The sequence below is a fragment of the Roseateles sp. Mitsp63 genome (genome assembly GCF_059491535.1).
In genome coordinates this window covers 516,553-532,117 of sequence record NZ_CP168509.1, presented here as the reverse complement: position 1 = coordinate 532,117, position 15,565 = coordinate 516,553, and the positions used below count along the sequence as shown (strand labels likewise).

Genomic DNA, 15,565 nt, shown 5'->3' with positions numbered 1-15,565 from the left:
TGCGCCAGCCGCCATGACGGGGTTCAGTCGGCCCAGACGATTTTCCGGCGCTGCGCGATCCAGTTTTCCAGCTTCGGGCCGTAGACCTCGTCGACGCGGTTGCGCCGCACCTTGAAGGTCGGCGTGATCAGCCCGTTGTCGACGGTCCACGGCGTGGCCGTGACGATCAGGCACTCGAGCTGCTCGTGCGGATCGAGCCGTCCATTGACCTTCGCCAGGTGCGCGGCGAGCTCCTGCTCCAGGCCGGCGCGATCACGCCCGGCGACCTCGGGCGACAGCATCGCGATGCCGACCGGCTGCGGCAGGTTCGCGCCCGTCACCACGCAGGCCTCGATCGCGGGATGGGCGCCGAGCCGGTCCTCGATCGGCGCCGGCGACACGTACTTGCCCTTGCTGGTCTTGAACAGGTCCTTCACCCGGCCGGTGATGCGCACGCAGCCCGCCAGCGCGCCCTTGTCGGAGATCTCCGCCTTGTCGCCGGTCTTGAGCCAGCCGTCGGCGGTGATCGTCTCGGCGGTCAGTTCGGGCTGCTTGAAGTAGCCCAGCATCAGCGCCTGGCTCTTCATCTGCAGCTCGCCGGTGATGGGGTCCAGCCGCACCTGCACGCCGTCGTAGGCGGGACCGACGCTGCCGGTCTGGTCGTGGCCCGGCACGGTGATGTGCGACAGCGCGAGGTTCTCGGTCATGCCGTAGCCCTCGTTGATCGGCAGGCCCAGCGTGCGGTACCACTTCAGCAGCGCCACCGGCATCGGCGCGGCGCCGCCGGCGGCGAACTTGCACTCGTTCAGGCCCAGGGCCCTGAGGATCTTCTTGCGCACCAGCTTGCCGATGACCGGCAGCCCCAGCAGCAGGTCCAGGCGCGGCTGCGGCAGCTTGGCCTGCACGCCCTGCTGGAACTTGGTCCACAGCCGCGGCACCGAGAAGAACACCGTCGGCCGCGCGCGCTGCAGGTCGGCGGCGAAGGTGTCCAGGCTCTCGGCGAAGTAGACCGTCATGCCGGTGTGCAGCCAGCCGTGCTCGACGAGCGCGCGCTCCACCACGTGCGCCAGCGGCAGGTAGGACAGCATGCGGTCCTCCTCGGTGAGCGGGATGCGCTTCAGGCCGGAGCCGATCGCCCAGGCGAAGTTGCCGAACGAGTGCATCACCCCCTTGGGGGCGCCCGTCGTGCCGGAGGTGTAGATGATGGTGGCGAGCTCATCGGCGGCGCGGGTGGGGCGGCCCTTCAGCGGCTCGGTCTCGGCGCAGATCGCGTCCCAGTGATCGTAGGCATCCTGCGCGTCCTCGGGCGAGACCGGGTAGGAGATGCAGGGCAGGCCCAGCGGCACGCCGGGCCGCATGCCTTCCCAGCCGTCGAGCTTGCCGACGAACAGCAGCCTGGATTCGCTGTGGCTGAGGATCTGGTGGATGGTCTCGGGAGCGAGTGTCGGATACAGCGGCACGCTGACGTAACCGGCCATCCAGATCGCGAGGTCGCTCATCAGCCACCAGGCGCAGTTTTTCGAGAGGATGGCGACGCGGGCGCCCGGTTCCCAGCCCTGCTCCAGGCCCAGCGTCTTGAGGTGGGCGGCCATGCGCCGCGCCTGATCGGCGACCTGCTTCCAGCTGAAGTCCTTGACGACGCCCCCGTCCATCGGCTGGCGCAGCGTGACCCGGTTCGGTGCATCGACCTCCCAGGCATACAGGCGCTGCAACGCCAGGGAATCGGCCGGCAGACGGGTCATGGACATCGGAAGTCTCCTTGTTGTGGTGCTGAAACGGGACGGAATCAGCGCCCGAGACTACGCCCGCTCCCCTTCGGGAACGAGCGGGTTTCTTCGATGATCGTGATCGACTTGGCACCCTGAACCAGGGTTTCCTTTCGACACGGCCGCCGCGAAGGCTCAGCCCTTGGCCGCCGCCGCTTCGAGTTCCGCCGCGACCAGCGCCTGGAGCGCCGGCAGCAGCGCATCGTCGGCGACCTCTCTGGACACCGGCGCGCCGTCGAGCGCCGCGGCGCCTTCGCGCTTGAGCTTCGCGACCCACTGTCCGGCTTCCTTGCCCTGCGGCAGGCCGGTGCTCTGCAGCAGCAGCGTGCCGTCGGCGGCGAGCAGCTTGAAGTAGAAGAGTCCGTCGGCCTCGCGGTACTGCTTGAACGCGGGCACCGTCGACTTCGCCTTGACCGTCTGCGCGGCCGGCGCGGCCAGCGGCTGGAAGCGGCGCAGGCCGACGGCCTCGCGGGCGCGGGCCAGCAGCGGCGCGGCGATCGCGCGGGCCTTGGCGGCGCCTTCCATCAGGATGGCCTCGATCTTCTCGGGATTGGCCATCAGCGCGTCGTAGCGCTCGCGCATCGGGCCGATCTCGGCGTCGATCAGCGCGAACAGCTGGTCCTTGGCCTCGCCCCACGACAGGCCGCCGCGCAGCGCGGCGCGGAAGGCCTGGCGCTGCGCCGGGGTGGCGAACGCGTCGTAGATCTGGACCAGGTGCGAGCCCTCGGCCTCCTTGGGCTCGCCGGGCAGCCGCGAGTCGGTGACGATCCTGGAGATGGCCTCGCGCAGCGCCTTCGCGCCGCCTTCGAACAGCGGGATCACGTTGTCGTAGCTCTTGGACATCTTGCGGCCGTCCAGGCCCGGCAGCAGCTCCATCTCCTCGTCGATGCTGGCCTCGGGCAGCACGAACAGCTCGGTCTTGAAGGTGTGGTTGAAGCGCTGCGCGACGTCGCGCGCCATCTCGATGTGCTGCGCCTGGTCCTTGCCGACCGGCACGCGATGGGCGTTGAACATCAGGATGTCCGCGGCCATCAGGATCGGATAGCTGTACAGGCCCATCGTGATGCCGGCGTCCGGGTCCTCGCCCGCGGCGACATTGGCGTCCACCGAGGCCTTGTACGCATGGGCGCGGTTCATCTGGCCCTTGGAGGTGACGCAGGTCAGCAGCCAGGTGAGCTCGGGGATCTCGGGGATGTCGCTCTGGCGGTAGAAGACGACCCGGCTCGTGTCCAGGCCGGCGGCCAGCCAGGTCGCGGCGATCTGCAGGCGTGAGGCCTCGATGCGGGCCGGCTCGTCGCACTTGATCAGCGCGTGGTAGTCGGCCATGAAGAAGAAGCTCTCGGCGCCGGGCTCGCGGCTGGCCGCGATGGCGCGGCGCACCGCGCCGACATAGTTGCCGAGGTGCAGGGTGCCGGTGGTCGTGATGCCGGTCAGGACACGCAGGGTCATGGGAGCTCGTCGCCGTCGTTTCGCAAGACGGCGATTGTCCCGCAAAGGCGGACCCGCGCTGGCGTCCCCCCGATGGCGGGGCGTGGGGGGAGAGGCGCGGGGAGGCGTGTCAGTCCAGCGCCGCCATCGGCTCGCCCAGGCGCACCGCGCCGCCGGGCTGCCAATGCGCGTTGAACCGCATCGGCAGGTCCTTCGGGAACAGCAGCACGACGGTCGAGCCCAGCAGGAAGCGGCCCATCTCGGCGCCGCGTTCGTAGCTGAAATGCTCGTTCTCGTAATGCCAGGTGCGCGGGCGGTCCGGACGCGGCGGATTGACGACGCCATGCCAGACGGTCGCCATCGAGCCGACGATGGTTGCGCCGACCAGCACCAGCACCCAGGGACCGTGCTCGCCCTCGAACAGGCAGACCACGCGCTCGTTGCGCGCGAACAGGCCCGGCACGCCGCGCGCGGTGACCGGATTCACCGAGAACAGGTCACCCGGCACATGGACCATGCGCACGAGGCGGCCGCCGCAGGGCATGTGGATGCGGTGGTAGTCGCGCGGGCTGAGGTAGATCGTCGCGAAGTGGCCGTCGCGGAACTGCGCGGCCAGGTGCTGGTCGCCGCCCAGCAGCGCGGCGGTCGAGTACTGGTGGCCCTTGGCCTGGAAGATCTGGTCCGCGCGGATCGGGCCGAACTGGCTGATGGCGCCATCGACCGGACAGATCAGCGGCGCGTCGGCCAGCGGACGGGCGCCGGGCTTGAGCGCGCGGGTGAAGAACTCGTTGAAGGTGGCGTAGGCGGCGGGATCGGACTCGGCGGCCTCGGCCATGTTCACGCCGTAGCGGTCGATGAAGCGCTTGATCGTCCAGGTCGTGAACCCGCCGAGTTCCGCCCCCGCCAGCCGGCCGGCCAGCCGCGTCAGCGCCAGCTTGGGCATCAGGTATTGGGGCAGGACGGCAAGTCGATCGGACACGGCGATGGGCCAGGGCGGCGCAAAAAAGGGTGGCGGATTCTAGGCGGGCAAGTACGGGTCCCGTACCCGGGTTGCCCCCGGACGGGGAAAGGCCCCCGGTACCATCGCGGCTGGCATCCCGCCGCCCGCGCGGCCCCCTCTTCAGTGGTCCCCCTCATGTCGTCCTCCGAGCATCAGCACAGCTCGTTCTACAAGTTCGTCCGGCTGGACGAGACCTCGGCGCTGGCGCAGCGGCTGCGGGACGTCAACGCGGCGCTGGGGAACGGGGTCGGCGGCAACCTGCTGCTGGCGCCGGAAGGCATCACCGGCGCGCTGGGCGGCCCCGTCGAGGCGCTCGACGCCTATGAAGCCGCGCTGCGCGCGGAGCCGCCCTTCGCCGACCTGCATTTCAAGCGCAGCTTCTGCGCCACGCGGCCGTTCACCTTGCTGAAGGTGCATGAGAAGCCGGAGCTGGTGGCCTTCGGGCTGGACGGCGTGACGGGCCTGGCGGACGCGCGCGACACGCATGTCTCGCCGCGCGAATGGCGCGCGCTGATCCAGCGGGATGACGTCGTGGTGCTGGACAACCGCAACCATTTCGAGTTCGAGCTCGGCCACTTCGAAGGCGCGGTCGATCCTGGCGTGCGGCACTTCCGCGACTTCCCCGCCTACGTGCAGGCGCATGCCGAGGCCTGGCGCCGCGAGGGCAAGACCGTGGCGATGTACTGCACCGGCGGCATCCGCTGCGAAAAGATGTCCGGCTGGATGGCCGAGCGCGGCCTGACGGTGCGCCAGCTCGACGGCGGCATCCTCAACTACTTCGAGCAGATGCCGGATGCCGACGCCGACTGGCGCGGCGAGTGCTTCGTCTTCGACAAGCGGATCGCGATCGACACGCGGCGGCGCGAGACGGCGACCACGGCCGAGCAGGTCTACGGCGACGACCCGGCCGAGGCCTGGCGGCTGGCGCGGGCGAAGCGGCTGGACCCGGCGGGCTAGCCGCCGGCGGTTCGATCAGCCGGTGAGGTCTTCGGTCAGGCGCAGCCGGCGCGGGTTGCGCGTGTCGATGACGGCGGTGTGCGCGGCCTTGTCGTGCAGGCCCTGGCGGTTGGCGTCCCACAGGATCTGCAGGAAGCCCATGCCGCCGGTGGTCGCGCCCGCCGCGTAGCCGCCGTAGCGGCGCACGCACAGCATCGGCTTGAGCGGCTTGCCGGTGAGCTCGACGATGCGCAGGCCCATCAGCCGCTTGCCAGGCGTCTGGCCGGGCCAGATCAGCGGGAAGGCCACGAAATAGGCGAAGGCCCAGGCGAGGTTCAGGCCCACCAGCTCCCACCAATGGCGGAGCTTTTCAAGCGGCGTGCGCCTGGCTTCCTCCTTGAGCTTGCGGACCTCGGTCTTGAGCGCCTTGATCTGCATGACCTGCGCCTTGCGCTCGACGTCGCGGTCGTGCTGGAGCTGCTCGAGTTTCCCGAGATCGAAGCCGCCCGCGCTCGCGGCGGAGGCCGCGGACGCGACCGCGGTCTTCACCAGGTCCTTGGCGTCCTCGGTCATGTCGGCGTCGTCGTCGTCCTGCGCCTCGCGCTCCGCCTTGTGGGGGGCGGCGGCGGCGACGGCCTCGCGGCGCGCCTTCTTCGTCGGCGCGTCGACGCTCTCCATGGTGCTGGAGTACAGGCCGAAGGCGACGAGGCACAGCGCGGGTGCCCAGCCGAGCCAGCCGGATTCCTTGCGGACCTCGCCGCGCGAGGCGCGCAGCATCTTGTAGCGGCGCCAGGCGACCCAGCAGCAGCCGGCGAGCAGCGGCGTGTTGCCGAAGTTGGAGAGCAGGGTCACCAGCGCCACGTCGACGCCCATGGCCTTGGCGCGCTGCCAGGGCGAGGCCAGCGGCAGGCCGAGCAGGGAGGGGGCGACGTTGAGGTCCTCGGGCGTGATCCAGTCGCGCGGGTCCTCGGCGGCCTCGCCGGTGGCGGGGCGCGAGGCCGGGGCATGCCTGGCGAGAAGCTTGCGCACCGTGGAGAAGGGCGCGGGTTCCGGCGGCACGACCGATGACGGCGGCGTGGGCGTGGACGGATCGACGGGCGTGGTCATGGGCCGCGATTGTGGCGAGGGCGGCATGAGCTGAACGCCCATGACTTCCCTAGCTGCGCCCTCCGGAAGATTCCTTCCGTCCCCGGAGCACACCCGCGCTGGCCGGCGCGCGCGCGGCATTGCAAGATTCGCCTCATGTCCCGTTCGAGCGCCGGGCCATCGCACGACCCCCGATAATTCGCGCTCGTCCACCGAATCCACCGGCGCCTCGCGCAAGGCCATGTCCAATCTCATCGTCCACGGCGGCTCGCCCCTGAAGGGCCGCATCGTCCCCTCGGCCAACAAGAACGCCGTCCTGCCCATCCTCTGCGCGACGCTGCTCACCCGCGAGCCCGTCCGCCTCAACGGCGTGCCCGAGATCACCGACGTCAAGAAGATCCTCGAGGTCTTCCGCAACCTCGGCAGCCGCGTCGCCGTGGACTTCAAGACCGGCGTCCTCGACCTCCACCACCAGGACACCCGCTTCGACCCCGCCAAGGACCACCTTCCGGAGGAGATGCGCTCCTCCATCATGCTGGTCCCCGGCCTGATGGCCCGCTTCGGCGCCGCCCGCATCGAGGACGACGTCAAGGGCTGCACCCTCGGCGCCCGCGAGATCGACCCCCACGTCGAGGTCTTCGAGCGCTTCGGCGCCTCGGTCGACCGCGCCGCCGACGGCCTGCTCGTCCAGGTCGACGGCCAGCTCCAGGCCAACGACCACTGGACCGACTACGCCTCCGTCACCACCACCGAGAACTTCGTCCTCTGCGCCGCGCTCGCCCACGGCACGTCGACGCTGATGAACGCCGCCAGCGAACCCCACGTCCAGGAGTTCTGCCAGTTCATGCAGATGCTCGGCGCGCGCCTGGAGGGCCTGGGCACCTCGCGCCTGACCATCCATGGCGTCAAGGAACTCGGCGGCGGCGAGTTCACCTTCGCCGAGGACTTCCACGAGATCGTCACCTTCCTCGCCCTGGGCGCCATCACCGGCGGCGACGTGCGGGTCAAGAATTCCCACCCCGAGCAGTTCCCGCTGATCGACCGCACCTTCGCCAAGTTCGGCGTCCAGATCGTCCACGAGGACGGCTGGTCGCGCTCGGTCGTCGACGGCGGGCTCAAGGTCAAGGAACCCTTCACCCGCAACATCCTGCAGAAGGTCGAGGCGGCGCCCTGGCCCTACCTGCCGGTGGACCTGCTGCCCATCTTCGTCGCGCTCGGCGTCAAGGCCGAGGGCAGCGTCATGTTCTGGAACAAGGTCTACGACGGCGCCATGGGCTGGACCACCGAGCTCTCGAAGTTCGGCGCGCACGCCTTCCTCTCGGACCCGCACCGCATGGTCACCTTCGGCGGCAAGACGCTCAGTCCGGCCGAGGTCGAGAGCCCGTACATCATCCGCGTCGCGATCGCGCTGCTGATGGTCGCCGCCAGCATCCCCGGCAAGTCGATCATCCGCAACGCCACCCCGGTCCGCCGCGCCCATCCGCAATTCGCCGAGAACATCACCCGCCTCGGCGCCAAGGTGGAATGGGTCGAGGGCGACTGACCGCAGCCCTCGCGGCGTTGCTGCTGGCGGCCGGCGCGGCCGCCGCACAGCCCGCCCGCCCCGTCCTGCGCTGGCTCGTGCAGGACATGCCGCCGCATTTCAGCTATCGCGACGGGAAGCCGCCGCAGCTCGCCGCGGATCTCGGCCAGGGCGAGGTCGACGGCTTCCTGCGCCTGCTCATCGAGCGCATGCCGCAGTTCCGCCATGAGTTCGTCGAACTCAGCCTGCCGCGCTTCGAGCAGCAGGCGCGGCAGGGCGAGACCCTGTGCTCCGTGCTGCATGTGCGCACGCCCGAGCGCCTGCAGTGGCTGTACTTCACGACGCTGTACCCGCCGATGCTCTCGCGCCAGATCCACGTCATCGTGCGGCGCGAGGACCTGGCGCGCTTCGAATCCAATGGCCAGCCGCTGCAGCTCGCGGACCTGCTGCGACGCGCCGACCTGGTCGGCCTGCTGCCGCGCGACCGCAGCTTCGGGCCGCGCATCGACAGACTGCTCGCGGCGGACCCGGCCCACGCGCCCCGTGCCATCGTCGCGGGACGCGGCGGACACCTGCTGCCGATGCTGCGCGCGCGGCGCATGGACTACACGCTCGAGTACCCGATGGCGGTCGACGACTTCAGCGCCACCCATCCGGGCCCGCCGGAGCTCGCCAAGCTGCCGCTGGCCGAAGGCCGCAGCACGCTGGTCGCCACGGCCGGCTGCACCCGCTCGCCCGAGGGGCGCCACGCCATCGAGGCGATGGACCAGGCGGTGCGCCAGCTCGCCGCCGATCCTCAGCGCGACGCCTGGATCAAGGCCTGGCGCAAGGGCACGCCGATCGATGCCGAGGACCTGCAGCGCCTGAACCGGTTTCTTGATGAGCGCGCCCGCGGTCCGGCGCAGATCGAGTAGGGGCGCGCATGGCTCGCCCACCGAAGCTCGCGCTGCCGCTGCGCGACGGCGTCGCCGCCAGCGCGCTGGCCTGTCCGCCGGGTCCGTGGCCACTCGTGCTGGACTTCCTCGCCGAACGATTGCCGCTGGTCCCGCGTGACGACTGGGCCGTGCGCATGGCGCGGGGCGACGTGCTCGACGACACCGGCGCCGCGCTCGCCCCCGGCGCGCGCTATCGCGCGCAGCGCCGGATCTATTACTGGCGCTGGCTGGCCGACGAGCCGGACGTGCCGTTCGCGTCGCGCGTCCTGCATCTGGACGAGCATCTGCTGGTGGCCGACAAGCCGCACTTCCTTCCGGTGACGCCGAAGGGCCGCTACGTGCAGCAGACGCTGCTCACGCGGCTACGCCGCGAGACGGGGCTGGCCGATCTGAGCCCGATCCATCGGCTGGACCGCGAGACGGCGGGGCTGACCTTGTTCTCGGTTCAACCGGCGACGCGCGACGCCTACCAGCGTCTCTTCCGTGATCGGGAGGTCGAGAAGGTGTACGAGGCGATCGCGCCCTGGCGGGAGGATCTCGGCGAGCGCCTGCCATTCGAATACGCGAGCCGTCTCGAGGAGCATCCGATCGATTTCATGCAGATGCGCACGGTCGAGGGTGAGCCGAACGCCTTCACGCGCATCGCGCTGATCGAGCGGATGCCGGACGGCCGCGCGCGTTATGAGCTTCGCCCGCGCAGTGGCGTGAAGCATCAATTGCGTGCGCAGCTATGCGCCTTGAATCTGCCCATCGCGAACGACCGCATTTATCCGACGCTGCACCCGGTCGAGTCCGAGGTGGACTTCACTTGCCCGCTGCAGCTGCTGGCGCGCGAGATTGCCTTCACTGATCCGTTGACCGGCCGGCCGAGGAGGTTCGTGACCTCGCTGCGGCTGGCCGACGCCGCGCCCCCCTTGTAGGGCGGGCAGCGAGTGGATGTGGGCCCGGAACAGGGCTTGGGGTTCCCGGACGGGAGGCCCCATGCCCTGTGATGGGCCGCGCCTGGCCTCCCGAAGTCGGAGACCGGCCTACCTTCAGCCGCTCAACGCCTCGACCCTGCGCAATGCCGCGAGCGTCGCCCTGCAAGCCGACGCCAATTCGCTCCCTTTCACCACCAGGTGTTCATGGAAGAACCCGTGATGCGTCGTGTGTTCATGGAACGCGAGCGGCGTCAACACGGCGGAGAACACGGGCACGCCGGTATCGAGCTGGACCCGCATGAGCCCGTCGATGACGGCATGGGCCACGAAGTCATGGCGGTAGATGCCGCCGTCGACGACCAGCGCGCAGGCGAGGATGGCGTCGAACTGTCCGCTTTGCGCGAGCTTCATCGCGTGGAGTGGAATTTCAAACGCCCCGGGCACGTCGAAGGTATCGATCTGGATGGGCCCGGTTGTTTCGAGGCCGCGGATGGCGGCGTCGCGGCAGCGGCCGACGAGGTCGGCATGCCAACTGGCGGAGACGATGGCCACGCGGGGGGTGGTTCGTTTCGCCGAGGGGGTGGCGGAGGGGGAGTGGGGGTTGGTCTGATTCATGTGAACCCTTTGCAAGGTGGAACGATGAATCAGGGCGCGCACGCACAGCGCGGCCGCCCGGCGGCGCGTGCGCGAGCGCATGCGCCGGCGCGAGGCCGACGATGAACGCGATCTCTTTCATCCGGACTGTGACCGTCGGCCCTGGCCTCTCACCAGGTCTGCTGACCCCGGCGCCACAAGGGTGGTGCCGGGCGCTCGCGGGCTCCCGGGGTCGCGGGTCTGTCGACCGTGCTCCGGATACCGCCGGTGGGGACTTTCACCCCGCCCTGAGAACGCTGCCCTCGGTGCATTCGGATGAATGCAGCGAGGGCGGGCCGATTCTAGGCAATCGAGGTGCACGCTGCAGGGCGGGGGAAGGCATGTCCCCTCGACGGCGGGAGGTGTTTCCCCATCAGGGGGGCGATCGCCGTCCCCTTGGAGTTTCCCCGGGGAACCTGGCGGGCGTGGCTCGGCACAATGGTCCGCAGGTGATTCGATGGTGTTCCCCGCGACCGCGTTCGCAACCTCCGACATCCACCCATGACCTCAAAGGCCCTCCGCATCTCGGTCGGCGCCCGCTCGCTGCTGGCGCTGTTCGCGTCGGGACTGCTGCTGGTCGCCGTGTCGACCGGCTGGGACTTGCGCGAGACCTCGCAGCGCCGTGCCGCCGAGGCTGACGCGGAACTGAGCGCCATCCCCCTGCTGTACGCCGGCCCGCTGGCCTACAGCCTGCGGCAACGGCCTCAGCAGCCCGAGGCGCTGCATGGCCTGCTGCACCACATCCTGACGCACCATCATCTGCGGCGCGTCGAGCTGCGGACGCCGGAGGGCGAGCAGTTCCGCGCGCTCTCCGACGACGACAGCGAACCCGGCCAGAGCGCCGAGTTCTCGCTCGCCGACACCGGCGACCTGAGCGTGCAGGCGACCGCCGCCTCGATGGGCGACCTGCTGCGCCGCGATCCGCTGCTCCGCTCGACGCTGATCCATCTGGTCCTGGCGACGGCGCTGGGGCTGCTCGCCGCGCTGGTGCTCGACCGCTGGCTGCTGCGGCAGATGCGGCGCCTGTCGGAGCAGGCGAGCCGTTTCGACCCGACCCTGCCGCCGCGCATCCCGACCTGGCTCGACGACGACGAACCGCGGCCGCGGGAACTGCTGCAGCTGGAACAGGCGCTTGATCATGTCCGCACGTCGCTCGGCGACGAGCTGCATCGCGAGCAGTCGCGCGGCCGTGAATTGCGTGAGGAGGTCGCCCGCCAGCATCGGGCGTTGCAGCAGGCGGAGCGCTCGCTGGACGCGAAGCGGCGTGAGCTCGCCTCGATGGAGCGCCACGACGCCTTGACGGGCATCGCCAACCGGAGGGAGTTCGACGCCGCGCTGCGCCGCGAGTTCAAGCGGGCCCAGCGGGATCAGGGGCGGCTGGCGCTGGCGATCCTCGACCTGGACCATCTGAAGCCGTTCAACCAGCGCCACGGGCGCGCCGCGGGTGACGAGGTGCTGCGCCGGCTCGCCCGGCTGCTGGCCGAGCATTTCCAGCGGGATACGGACATGGTCGCGCGGCTGGGCGGCGAGGAATTCGCGGTGCTGCTGCCCGGCTTCGATGCCGAGTCGGCGCAAGGCTTGATGGAGGCGCTGAACGACGCCTGGCGCGCCTTCGCGGTGCCGCACGGCGCGCTGCCGGATCGCGCTTCAGGCGAGGGGATCGTCACGATCAGCGCCGGTCTGGCGGCCACGCAGCCCGGTCATCCCTACCTGAGCGCCCAGGCCTTGATGCAGGCCTCGGACGAAGCGCTCTATCTGGCCAAGCACATGGGACGCGACCGGCTCTGCCTCGCGTCCTGAGCGCGGCGCTCAGCGGCCGCGCGATTCGGCCTGCTGCAGCTGCTCCTCGACGCGGCGGGCGGCACGCAGCATCAGCGTTTCGTCGAGCTGCGCCTGCGGTGCGATGGCCATCACGGTCTCGTCCACCGCTTCCGGCTTGTTCATCAGCGTCCAGGCCACCAGCGAAATCGCGCCAACCCCGCGGCGCTGCATCGCCTCCGGCATCTGGAGGTCGTGCTGAACCTGCACATGGAATCTGACGCTCGCGACGGCCGCGGGCGCCAGGCCCCAGCTCTCGCACAGCGCGGCGCCGAGCGCGTCGTGGCTGACGCCGAAGGCGGTGTGCTCGAGCTGGACCAGTTCCTTGTCGCTGCCCGCGGCACGCAGCATCGCCGGATAGTGGCCGGGCGCATGGCGGTAAAGCACGGCCTTGCCGCATTCCTCGAACAGGCCCGCCGAATGGGAGGCCCACGGGTCCACGCCCAGCATCTGTCCCATGCGGCCCATGAGCAGGCCGCGCTTGGCGGCGCGTGACCAGACCGGCTCCAGTTCCACGGCGGGGGGGAAGGCGGCGCGCAGGCCCATCTCGAAGGTGATCGCGGCGACCTCGCGCATGCCCAGGTAGGTCAGCGCCTGGTGCACCGTCTGCACCCGGCCGCGCAGGCCGTACAGCGACGAGTTGACCGCCTTCAGCACGGCGGCGGCGAGTGCCATGTCGGTCTCCACCAGCGCGGAGACGGCTTGCAGGTCGATGTCCTCGTCCGCCATCAGCAGCGAAAGCTTGACCAGCACTTCGGGCTGGGTGGGGATCTCGATATCCAGCGCACGCAGTTGAGGATCGACAGGCATGGTGAGCAGCGGTTGAGTTTGCCGGATGGTAGCCCGGGCGGTGATGCCCCGGCATCCCGCCTTTGGCGGACAGCGGGTGACGAGATGTTCCGGGGGCGTTTGGCGTGCCCGGGGGGCGCTGGACGCCGCGGCGGCCCCCTCGCAGGGGTGCGGCCGATCAGCGCCGTGTCAGCGAAGGAAGGCGTCGTACCCCGTCTTCAGGATGAGCAGCGACACCACGGCGACGAACATGCCGCGCACGAAGCCGGCGCCCTTGGCCAGCGCCATGCGGGTTCCGACCAGGCTGCCGGCCACGTTCGCCACCGCCATCACCGCCGCCACGTGCCACCACACATGGCCCTTGGCCGCGAACAGCATCAGCGCGGCGAAGTTGGTCGCGGTGTTCAGCAGCTTGGCGGTGGCCGAGGCGTGCAGGAAATCGAAACCCAGCAGCCGCACGAAGAGGAAGACGAAGAAGCTGCCGGTGCCGGGACCGAAGAAGCCGTCGTAGAAGCCGATGGTCAGGCCGATCCCGCTGGCGATCAGCGTCTGGGTCGTGGTTTCGTGGCGCGGCGCGTGATGGCGGCCCAGGTCCTTTTTCGCCAGCGTGTAGAGCAGCACGCCCAGCAGGATCGCCGGCAGGGCCTTGCGCAGGCCGCCCGGGTCCACCTGCGTGACGGCCCAGGCGCCGGCGAAACTGCCGGCCAGCGCCGCAGCGGCGGCCGGCATCAGGGCGAGCCAGGGCAGGGTCACGCGCTTGGCGTACTGATGGGTGGCCCAGGCTGTCCCCCAGATGGCGGCCCCCTTGTTGGTGCCGAAAAGGGTGGCCGGCGCCGCGTTCGGATAGACGCTGAACAGCGCCGGCACCAGGATCAACCCGCCGCCGCCGACGACGGCATCCACGAACCCGGCCAGCAGCGACGCCACGGCCGCGGTCAACAACTCGATCATCAGCAACGACTCGCAGGAGCGGCATCCAGGCCGCGGACACGGGCCGCGCATGCTCGCGGGGAGCTCATCGATCGGGGCCACCAAAACAAAACGGGCACCTGATTCAGGTGCCCGCGAATTGTGACAGTGTCACTGCGATTCGTTGGTGTTGGTTTGATCTGTTTGTCTCCTCAGCCCCCGTAGGCAACCCCCATTTCGCCGGCTTGGGACCGGAGCGGGATGAGCGTCGCGTCGAGTGGGGGGATGCTAGGACCCGGTCCCCATGCACGCACTTGGGGTTTTCACCCGGCGCATGCACCAACATGGATCGGTTAGCCGGCCCTCACTTGCGCGATTTGGCCCCGTCGAAAACGATTTGCGCACATCGCACGCCGCACTGTTCCGGGCCCGGGGCGCGGATCGCCCGGTGTGGCGTGGAGGTGTCATACCCCTGAAACAAGGGGGAGGATCAGTGGCCGGGGGATCGCCGCTTGAAGCGGCTGGAGAAATTCTTCGATGCGGCGCGGGAACTTTCGGAGCTGCCCGGGCAATACGGTCATGCTGCGCCCCACGACTCCATCGATCGCGCCATGAGCTTCTGGAACCGACTGGCCGGCCGCGACCGCTCGCGCTCCGTGCCCTCCGCCGCGCCCGGAAGCGAAGCCGGATCGCCCGCCGAGGCAGCCGCTGCCAGCGAGGCGCTGGTCCGGCGCCTGCGCGATGGCGACGCGGCCGCGCTGGAACCGCTGTACCGCCGCGAATCGCCCGGTGTCTACCGGTACGCGCTGGCCCTGTGCGGTCAGCCCGACTGGGCGGCGGATGCGATGCAGGAGGCCTTCGTCCAGTTCGCCGGACGGCCGGAGGGCTGGGATGCCGGCCGGGGCGCGCTCGGGGCCTATCTGGCCGGCATGGCGCGCCATCATCTGCTGGCGCGTTGGCGCGATCTGCCGGTCGCGCATGAGGACGACGACTCCGGCGACGGCCTCCACGGCGAGCACGCCGACGCCCCCGAGCAGCAACTCATCCGCGCGCAGGATCAAGCCCGTGTGTGGGCGGCGCTGCAGGCGCTGCCCTGGACTTTCCGAGAAGCGGTGGTGCTGGTCGACCTGCAGGAACGGGCCTACGCCGAAGCGGCCCGCATCGCCGGCATCGAACTCAACACCTTGCGCACGCGGCTGCATCGCGGCCGCGCCCGCCTGCTGGCCTCGCTGCGGGACGGTGAGCAAACGCCCGTACCCGCCAGCGCCGCCCTTGAACGTTCATCGAAGTCCGCATGATGAAGACCTCCGACGCTTCCCCTCCCCGCCCCGCGAGCCTGGCCGATTGGCTGTGGGCCGTGGCCCAGGACCTGCGGCAGCGCGCGCCGTCGCCGGAGCGCGACGACGCGGTGCTGACCGCGATGAGACAGCAATTCGCCGCGGCGCGGCGCGGCCGCTCCTCGACCCGCTGGCGCTGGGCGCTCGCGGGTCCGGCGCTTTGCGCCTCGGTGCTGGTCGCCTGCGTGTGGTTGCTGGGGTCGGCGCCTCCGGGCGAATCCGGCGCGACCGTGCTCGGCAACGCCGGCAGCGGATTCATCGTGCTGGTGTCGGCCGATCGCTGGGCCGCCTATGAGAAGGCGGGCGCGGGCACCGCGTGGCTGGTGCCGGCCGAGGTCTCACGCGAACGGCTGGCGCTGCTCGGCCTGCCCTATGACCCCGCCGACGCGGCCGCGCCGGTGCGAGCGGAACTGCTCGTGCATGCGTCCGGCGACGTGCTCGCGATGCGGGTGATGCCGTGATCGACGCCGTCCCTCTGTCTCGCCCCACCCGACCCTTGGCCTCGCG

General features: G+C 70.2%; 14 protein-coding genes and 1 riboswitch. Of the genes, 7 read left to right on the top strand and 7 right to left on the bottom strand.

What is annotated here, in order from left to right:
• Nucleotides 1-23: 23 nt before the first annotated feature.
• The 3 genes from ACEN96_RS02335 to asd all read right to left on the bottom strand — a co-directional run bounded on the left by ACEN96_RS02335 (nucleotide 24) and on the right by asd (nucleotide 4,152).
• Complete coding sequence (locus ACEN96_RS02335; protein ID WP_495586443.1) at nucleotides 24-1,727, bottom strand: AMP-binding protein; 1,704 nt, start codon at nucleotides 1,725-1,727, stop codon at nucleotides 24-26.
• A gap of 153 nt (nucleotides 1,728-1,880) precedes the next feature.
• The gene (locus ACEN96_RS02330) at nucleotides 1,881-3,194 is read right to left on the bottom strand and encodes a tryptophan--tRNA ligase (RefSeq protein ID WP_495586442.1); all 1,314 of its coding nucleotides are present in this window, start codon (nucleotides 3,192-3,194) and stop codon (nucleotides 1,881-1,883) included.
• A gap of 109 nt (nucleotides 3,195-3,303) precedes the next feature.
• The gene (asd, locus tag ACEN96_RS02325; protein ID WP_495586441.1) at nucleotides 3,304-4,152 is read right to left on the bottom strand and encodes an archaetidylserine decarboxylase; all 849 of its coding nucleotides are present in this window, start codon (nucleotides 4,150-4,152) and stop codon (nucleotides 3,304-3,306) included.
• Nucleotides 4,153-4,308: 156 nt separating this feature from the next.
• Between asd and trhO the strand changes: the two genes are divergently transcribed.
• Nucleotides 4,309-5,130, top strand: coding sequence for an oxygen-dependent tRNA uridine(34) hydroxylase TrhO (gene trhO, locus ACEN96_RS02320; protein ID WP_495586440.1), 822 nt, complete (start codon nucleotides 4,309-4,311; stop codon nucleotides 5,128-5,130).
• A gap of 15 nt (nucleotides 5,131-5,145) precedes the next feature.
• Here trhO and ACEN96_RS02315 read toward each other — a convergent pair whose 3' ends face one another.
• A complete protein-coding gene (locus ACEN96_RS02315) occupies nucleotides 5,146-6,216 on the bottom strand; it encodes an RDD family protein (protein ID WP_495586439.1) in 1,071 nt (356 codons plus the stop codon).
• A 220-nt stretch (nucleotides 6,217-6,436) separates the two neighbouring features.
• Between ACEN96_RS02315 and ACEN96_RS02310 the strand changes: the two genes are divergently transcribed.
• The 3 genes from ACEN96_RS02310 to ACEN96_RS02300 are packed head-to-tail and all read left to right on the top strand — an operon-like array spanning nucleotide 6,437 to nucleotide 9,572.
• Entirely contained in the window at nucleotides 6,437-7,738 is a 1,302-nt protein-coding gene (locus ACEN96_RS02310) for a UDP-N-acetylglucosamine 1-carboxyvinyltransferase (RefSeq protein WP_495586438.1), read from the top strand.
• Nucleotides 7,720-8,631: a TIGR02285 family protein gene (locus ACEN96_RS02305; RefSeq protein ID WP_495586437.1), complete on the top strand. Its 912-nt coding sequence runs from the start codon at nucleotides 7,720-7,722 to the stop codon at nucleotides 8,629-8,631. Before ACEN96_RS02310 ends, ACEN96_RS02305 begins: the two co-directional genes overlap by 19 nt.
• Nucleotides 8,632-8,639: 8 nt before the next feature.
• On the top strand, nucleotides 8,640-9,572 hold the full coding sequence (locus ACEN96_RS02300; RefSeq protein ID WP_495586436.1) for a pseudouridine synthase: 933 nt from the start codon (nucleotides 8,640-8,642) through the stop codon (nucleotides 9,570-9,572).
• Between the two features lie 114 nt (nucleotides 9,573-9,686).
• Here ACEN96_RS02300 and ACEN96_RS02295 read toward each other — a convergent pair whose 3' ends face one another.
• On the bottom strand, nucleotides 9,687-10,187 hold the full coding sequence (locus ACEN96_RS02295) for a 6,7-dimethyl-8-ribityllumazine synthase (protein ID WP_495586435.1): 501 nt from the start codon (nucleotides 10,185-10,187) through the stop codon (nucleotides 9,687-9,689).
• Nucleotides 10,188-10,292: 105 nt separating this feature from the next.
• Nucleotides 10,293-10,465, bottom strand: a riboswitch (FMN riboswitch).
• Between the two features lie 241 nt (nucleotides 10,466-10,706).
• Here ACEN96_RS02295 and ACEN96_RS02290 point away from each other — a divergent pair.
• Nucleotides 10,707-12,005 carry a GGDEF domain-containing protein gene (locus ACEN96_RS02290; RefSeq protein ID WP_495586434.1) on the top strand — a complete coding sequence of 433 codons (1,299 nt, stop codon included), beginning with the start codon at nucleotides 10,707-10,709 and terminating at the stop codon, nucleotides 12,003-12,005.
• A 9-nt stretch (nucleotides 12,006-12,014) separates the two neighbouring features.
• On the opposite strand, the gene ACEN96_RS02285 is transcribed toward ACEN96_RS02290, so the two are convergent.
• Both ACEN96_RS02285 and ACEN96_RS02280 read right to left on the bottom strand, forming a co-directional pair.
• Nucleotides 12,015-12,833, bottom strand: a complete 819-nt coding sequence (locus tag ACEN96_RS02285) for an HDOD domain-containing protein (RefSeq protein ID WP_495586433.1) — start codon at nucleotides 12,831-12,833, stop codon at nucleotides 12,015-12,017.
• Between the two features lie 168 nt (nucleotides 12,834-13,001).
• The gene (locus ACEN96_RS02280) at nucleotides 13,002-13,763 is read right to left on the bottom strand and encodes a sulfite exporter TauE/SafE family protein (RefSeq protein WP_495586432.1); all 762 of its coding nucleotides are present in this window, start codon (nucleotides 13,761-13,763) and stop codon (nucleotides 13,002-13,004) included.
• A 470-nt stretch (nucleotides 13,764-14,233) separates the two neighbouring features.
• Between ACEN96_RS02280 and ACEN96_RS02275 the strand changes: the two genes are divergently transcribed.
• Nucleotides 14,234-15,019, top strand: a complete 786-nt coding sequence (locus tag ACEN96_RS02275; RefSeq protein ID WP_495586431.1) for an RNA polymerase sigma factor — start codon at nucleotides 14,234-14,236, stop codon at nucleotides 15,017-15,019.
• Nucleotides 15,016-15,519 carry a hypothetical protein gene (locus tag ACEN96_RS02270; protein ID WP_495586430.1) on the top strand — a complete coding sequence of 168 codons (504 nt, stop codon included), beginning with the start codon at nucleotides 15,016-15,018 and terminating at the stop codon, nucleotides 15,517-15,519. Before ACEN96_RS02275 ends, ACEN96_RS02270 begins: the two co-directional genes overlap by 4 nt.
• Nucleotides 15,520-15,565 lie beyond the last annotated feature (46 nt).

Excerpts from the sequence above, each read along its gene's own strand:
- ACEN96_RS02285 (WP_495586433.1), bottom strand. The coding sequence starts at position 12,833 with ATGCCTGTCGATCCTCAACTGCGTGCGCTGGATATCGAGATCCCCACC.
- ACEN96_RS02280 (WP_495586432.1), bottom strand. The coding sequence starts at position 13,763 with ATGATCGAGTTGTTGACCGCGGCCGTGGCGTCGCTGCTGGCCGGGTTC.
- ACEN96_RS02315 (WP_495586439.1), bottom strand. The coding sequence starts at position 6,216 with ATGACCACGCCCGTCGATCCGTCCACGCCCACGCCGCCGTCATCGGTC.
- ACEN96_RS02310 (WP_495586438.1), top strand. The coding sequence starts at position 6,437 with ATGTCCAATCTCATCGTCCACGGCGGCTCGCCCCTGAAGGGCCGCATC.
- ACEN96_RS02295 (WP_495586435.1), bottom strand. The coding sequence starts at position 10,187 with ATGAATCAGACCAACCCCCACTCCCCCTCCGCCACCCCCTCGGCGAAA.
- ACEN96_RS02270 (WP_495586430.1), top strand. The coding sequence starts at position 15,016 with ATGATGAAGACCTCCGACGCTTCCCCTCCCCGCCCCGCGAGCCTGGCC.
- ACEN96_RS02335 (WP_495586443.1), bottom strand. The coding sequence starts at position 1,727 with ATGTCCATGACCCGTCTGCCGGCCGATTCCCTGGCGTTGCAGCGCCTG.
- ACEN96_RS02300 (WP_495586436.1), top strand. The coding sequence starts at position 8,640 with ATGGCTCGCCCACCGAAGCTCGCGCTGCCGCTGCGCGACGGCGTCGCC.
- ACEN96_RS02290 (WP_495586434.1), top strand. The coding sequence starts at position 10,707 with ATGACCTCAAAGGCCCTCCGCATCTCGGTCGGCGCCCGCTCGCTGCTG.
- trhO (WP_495586440.1), top strand. The coding sequence starts at position 4,309 with ATGTCGTCCTCCGAGCATCAGCACAGCTCGTTCTACAAGTTCGTCCGG.
- ACEN96_RS02305 (WP_495586437.1), top strand. The coding sequence starts at position 7,720 with ATGGGTCGAGGGCGACTGACCGCAGCCCTCGCGGCGTTGCTGCTGGCG.
- ACEN96_RS02330 (WP_495586442.1), bottom strand. The coding sequence starts at position 3,194 with ATGACCCTGCGTGTCCTGACCGGCATCACGACCACCGGCACCCTGCAC.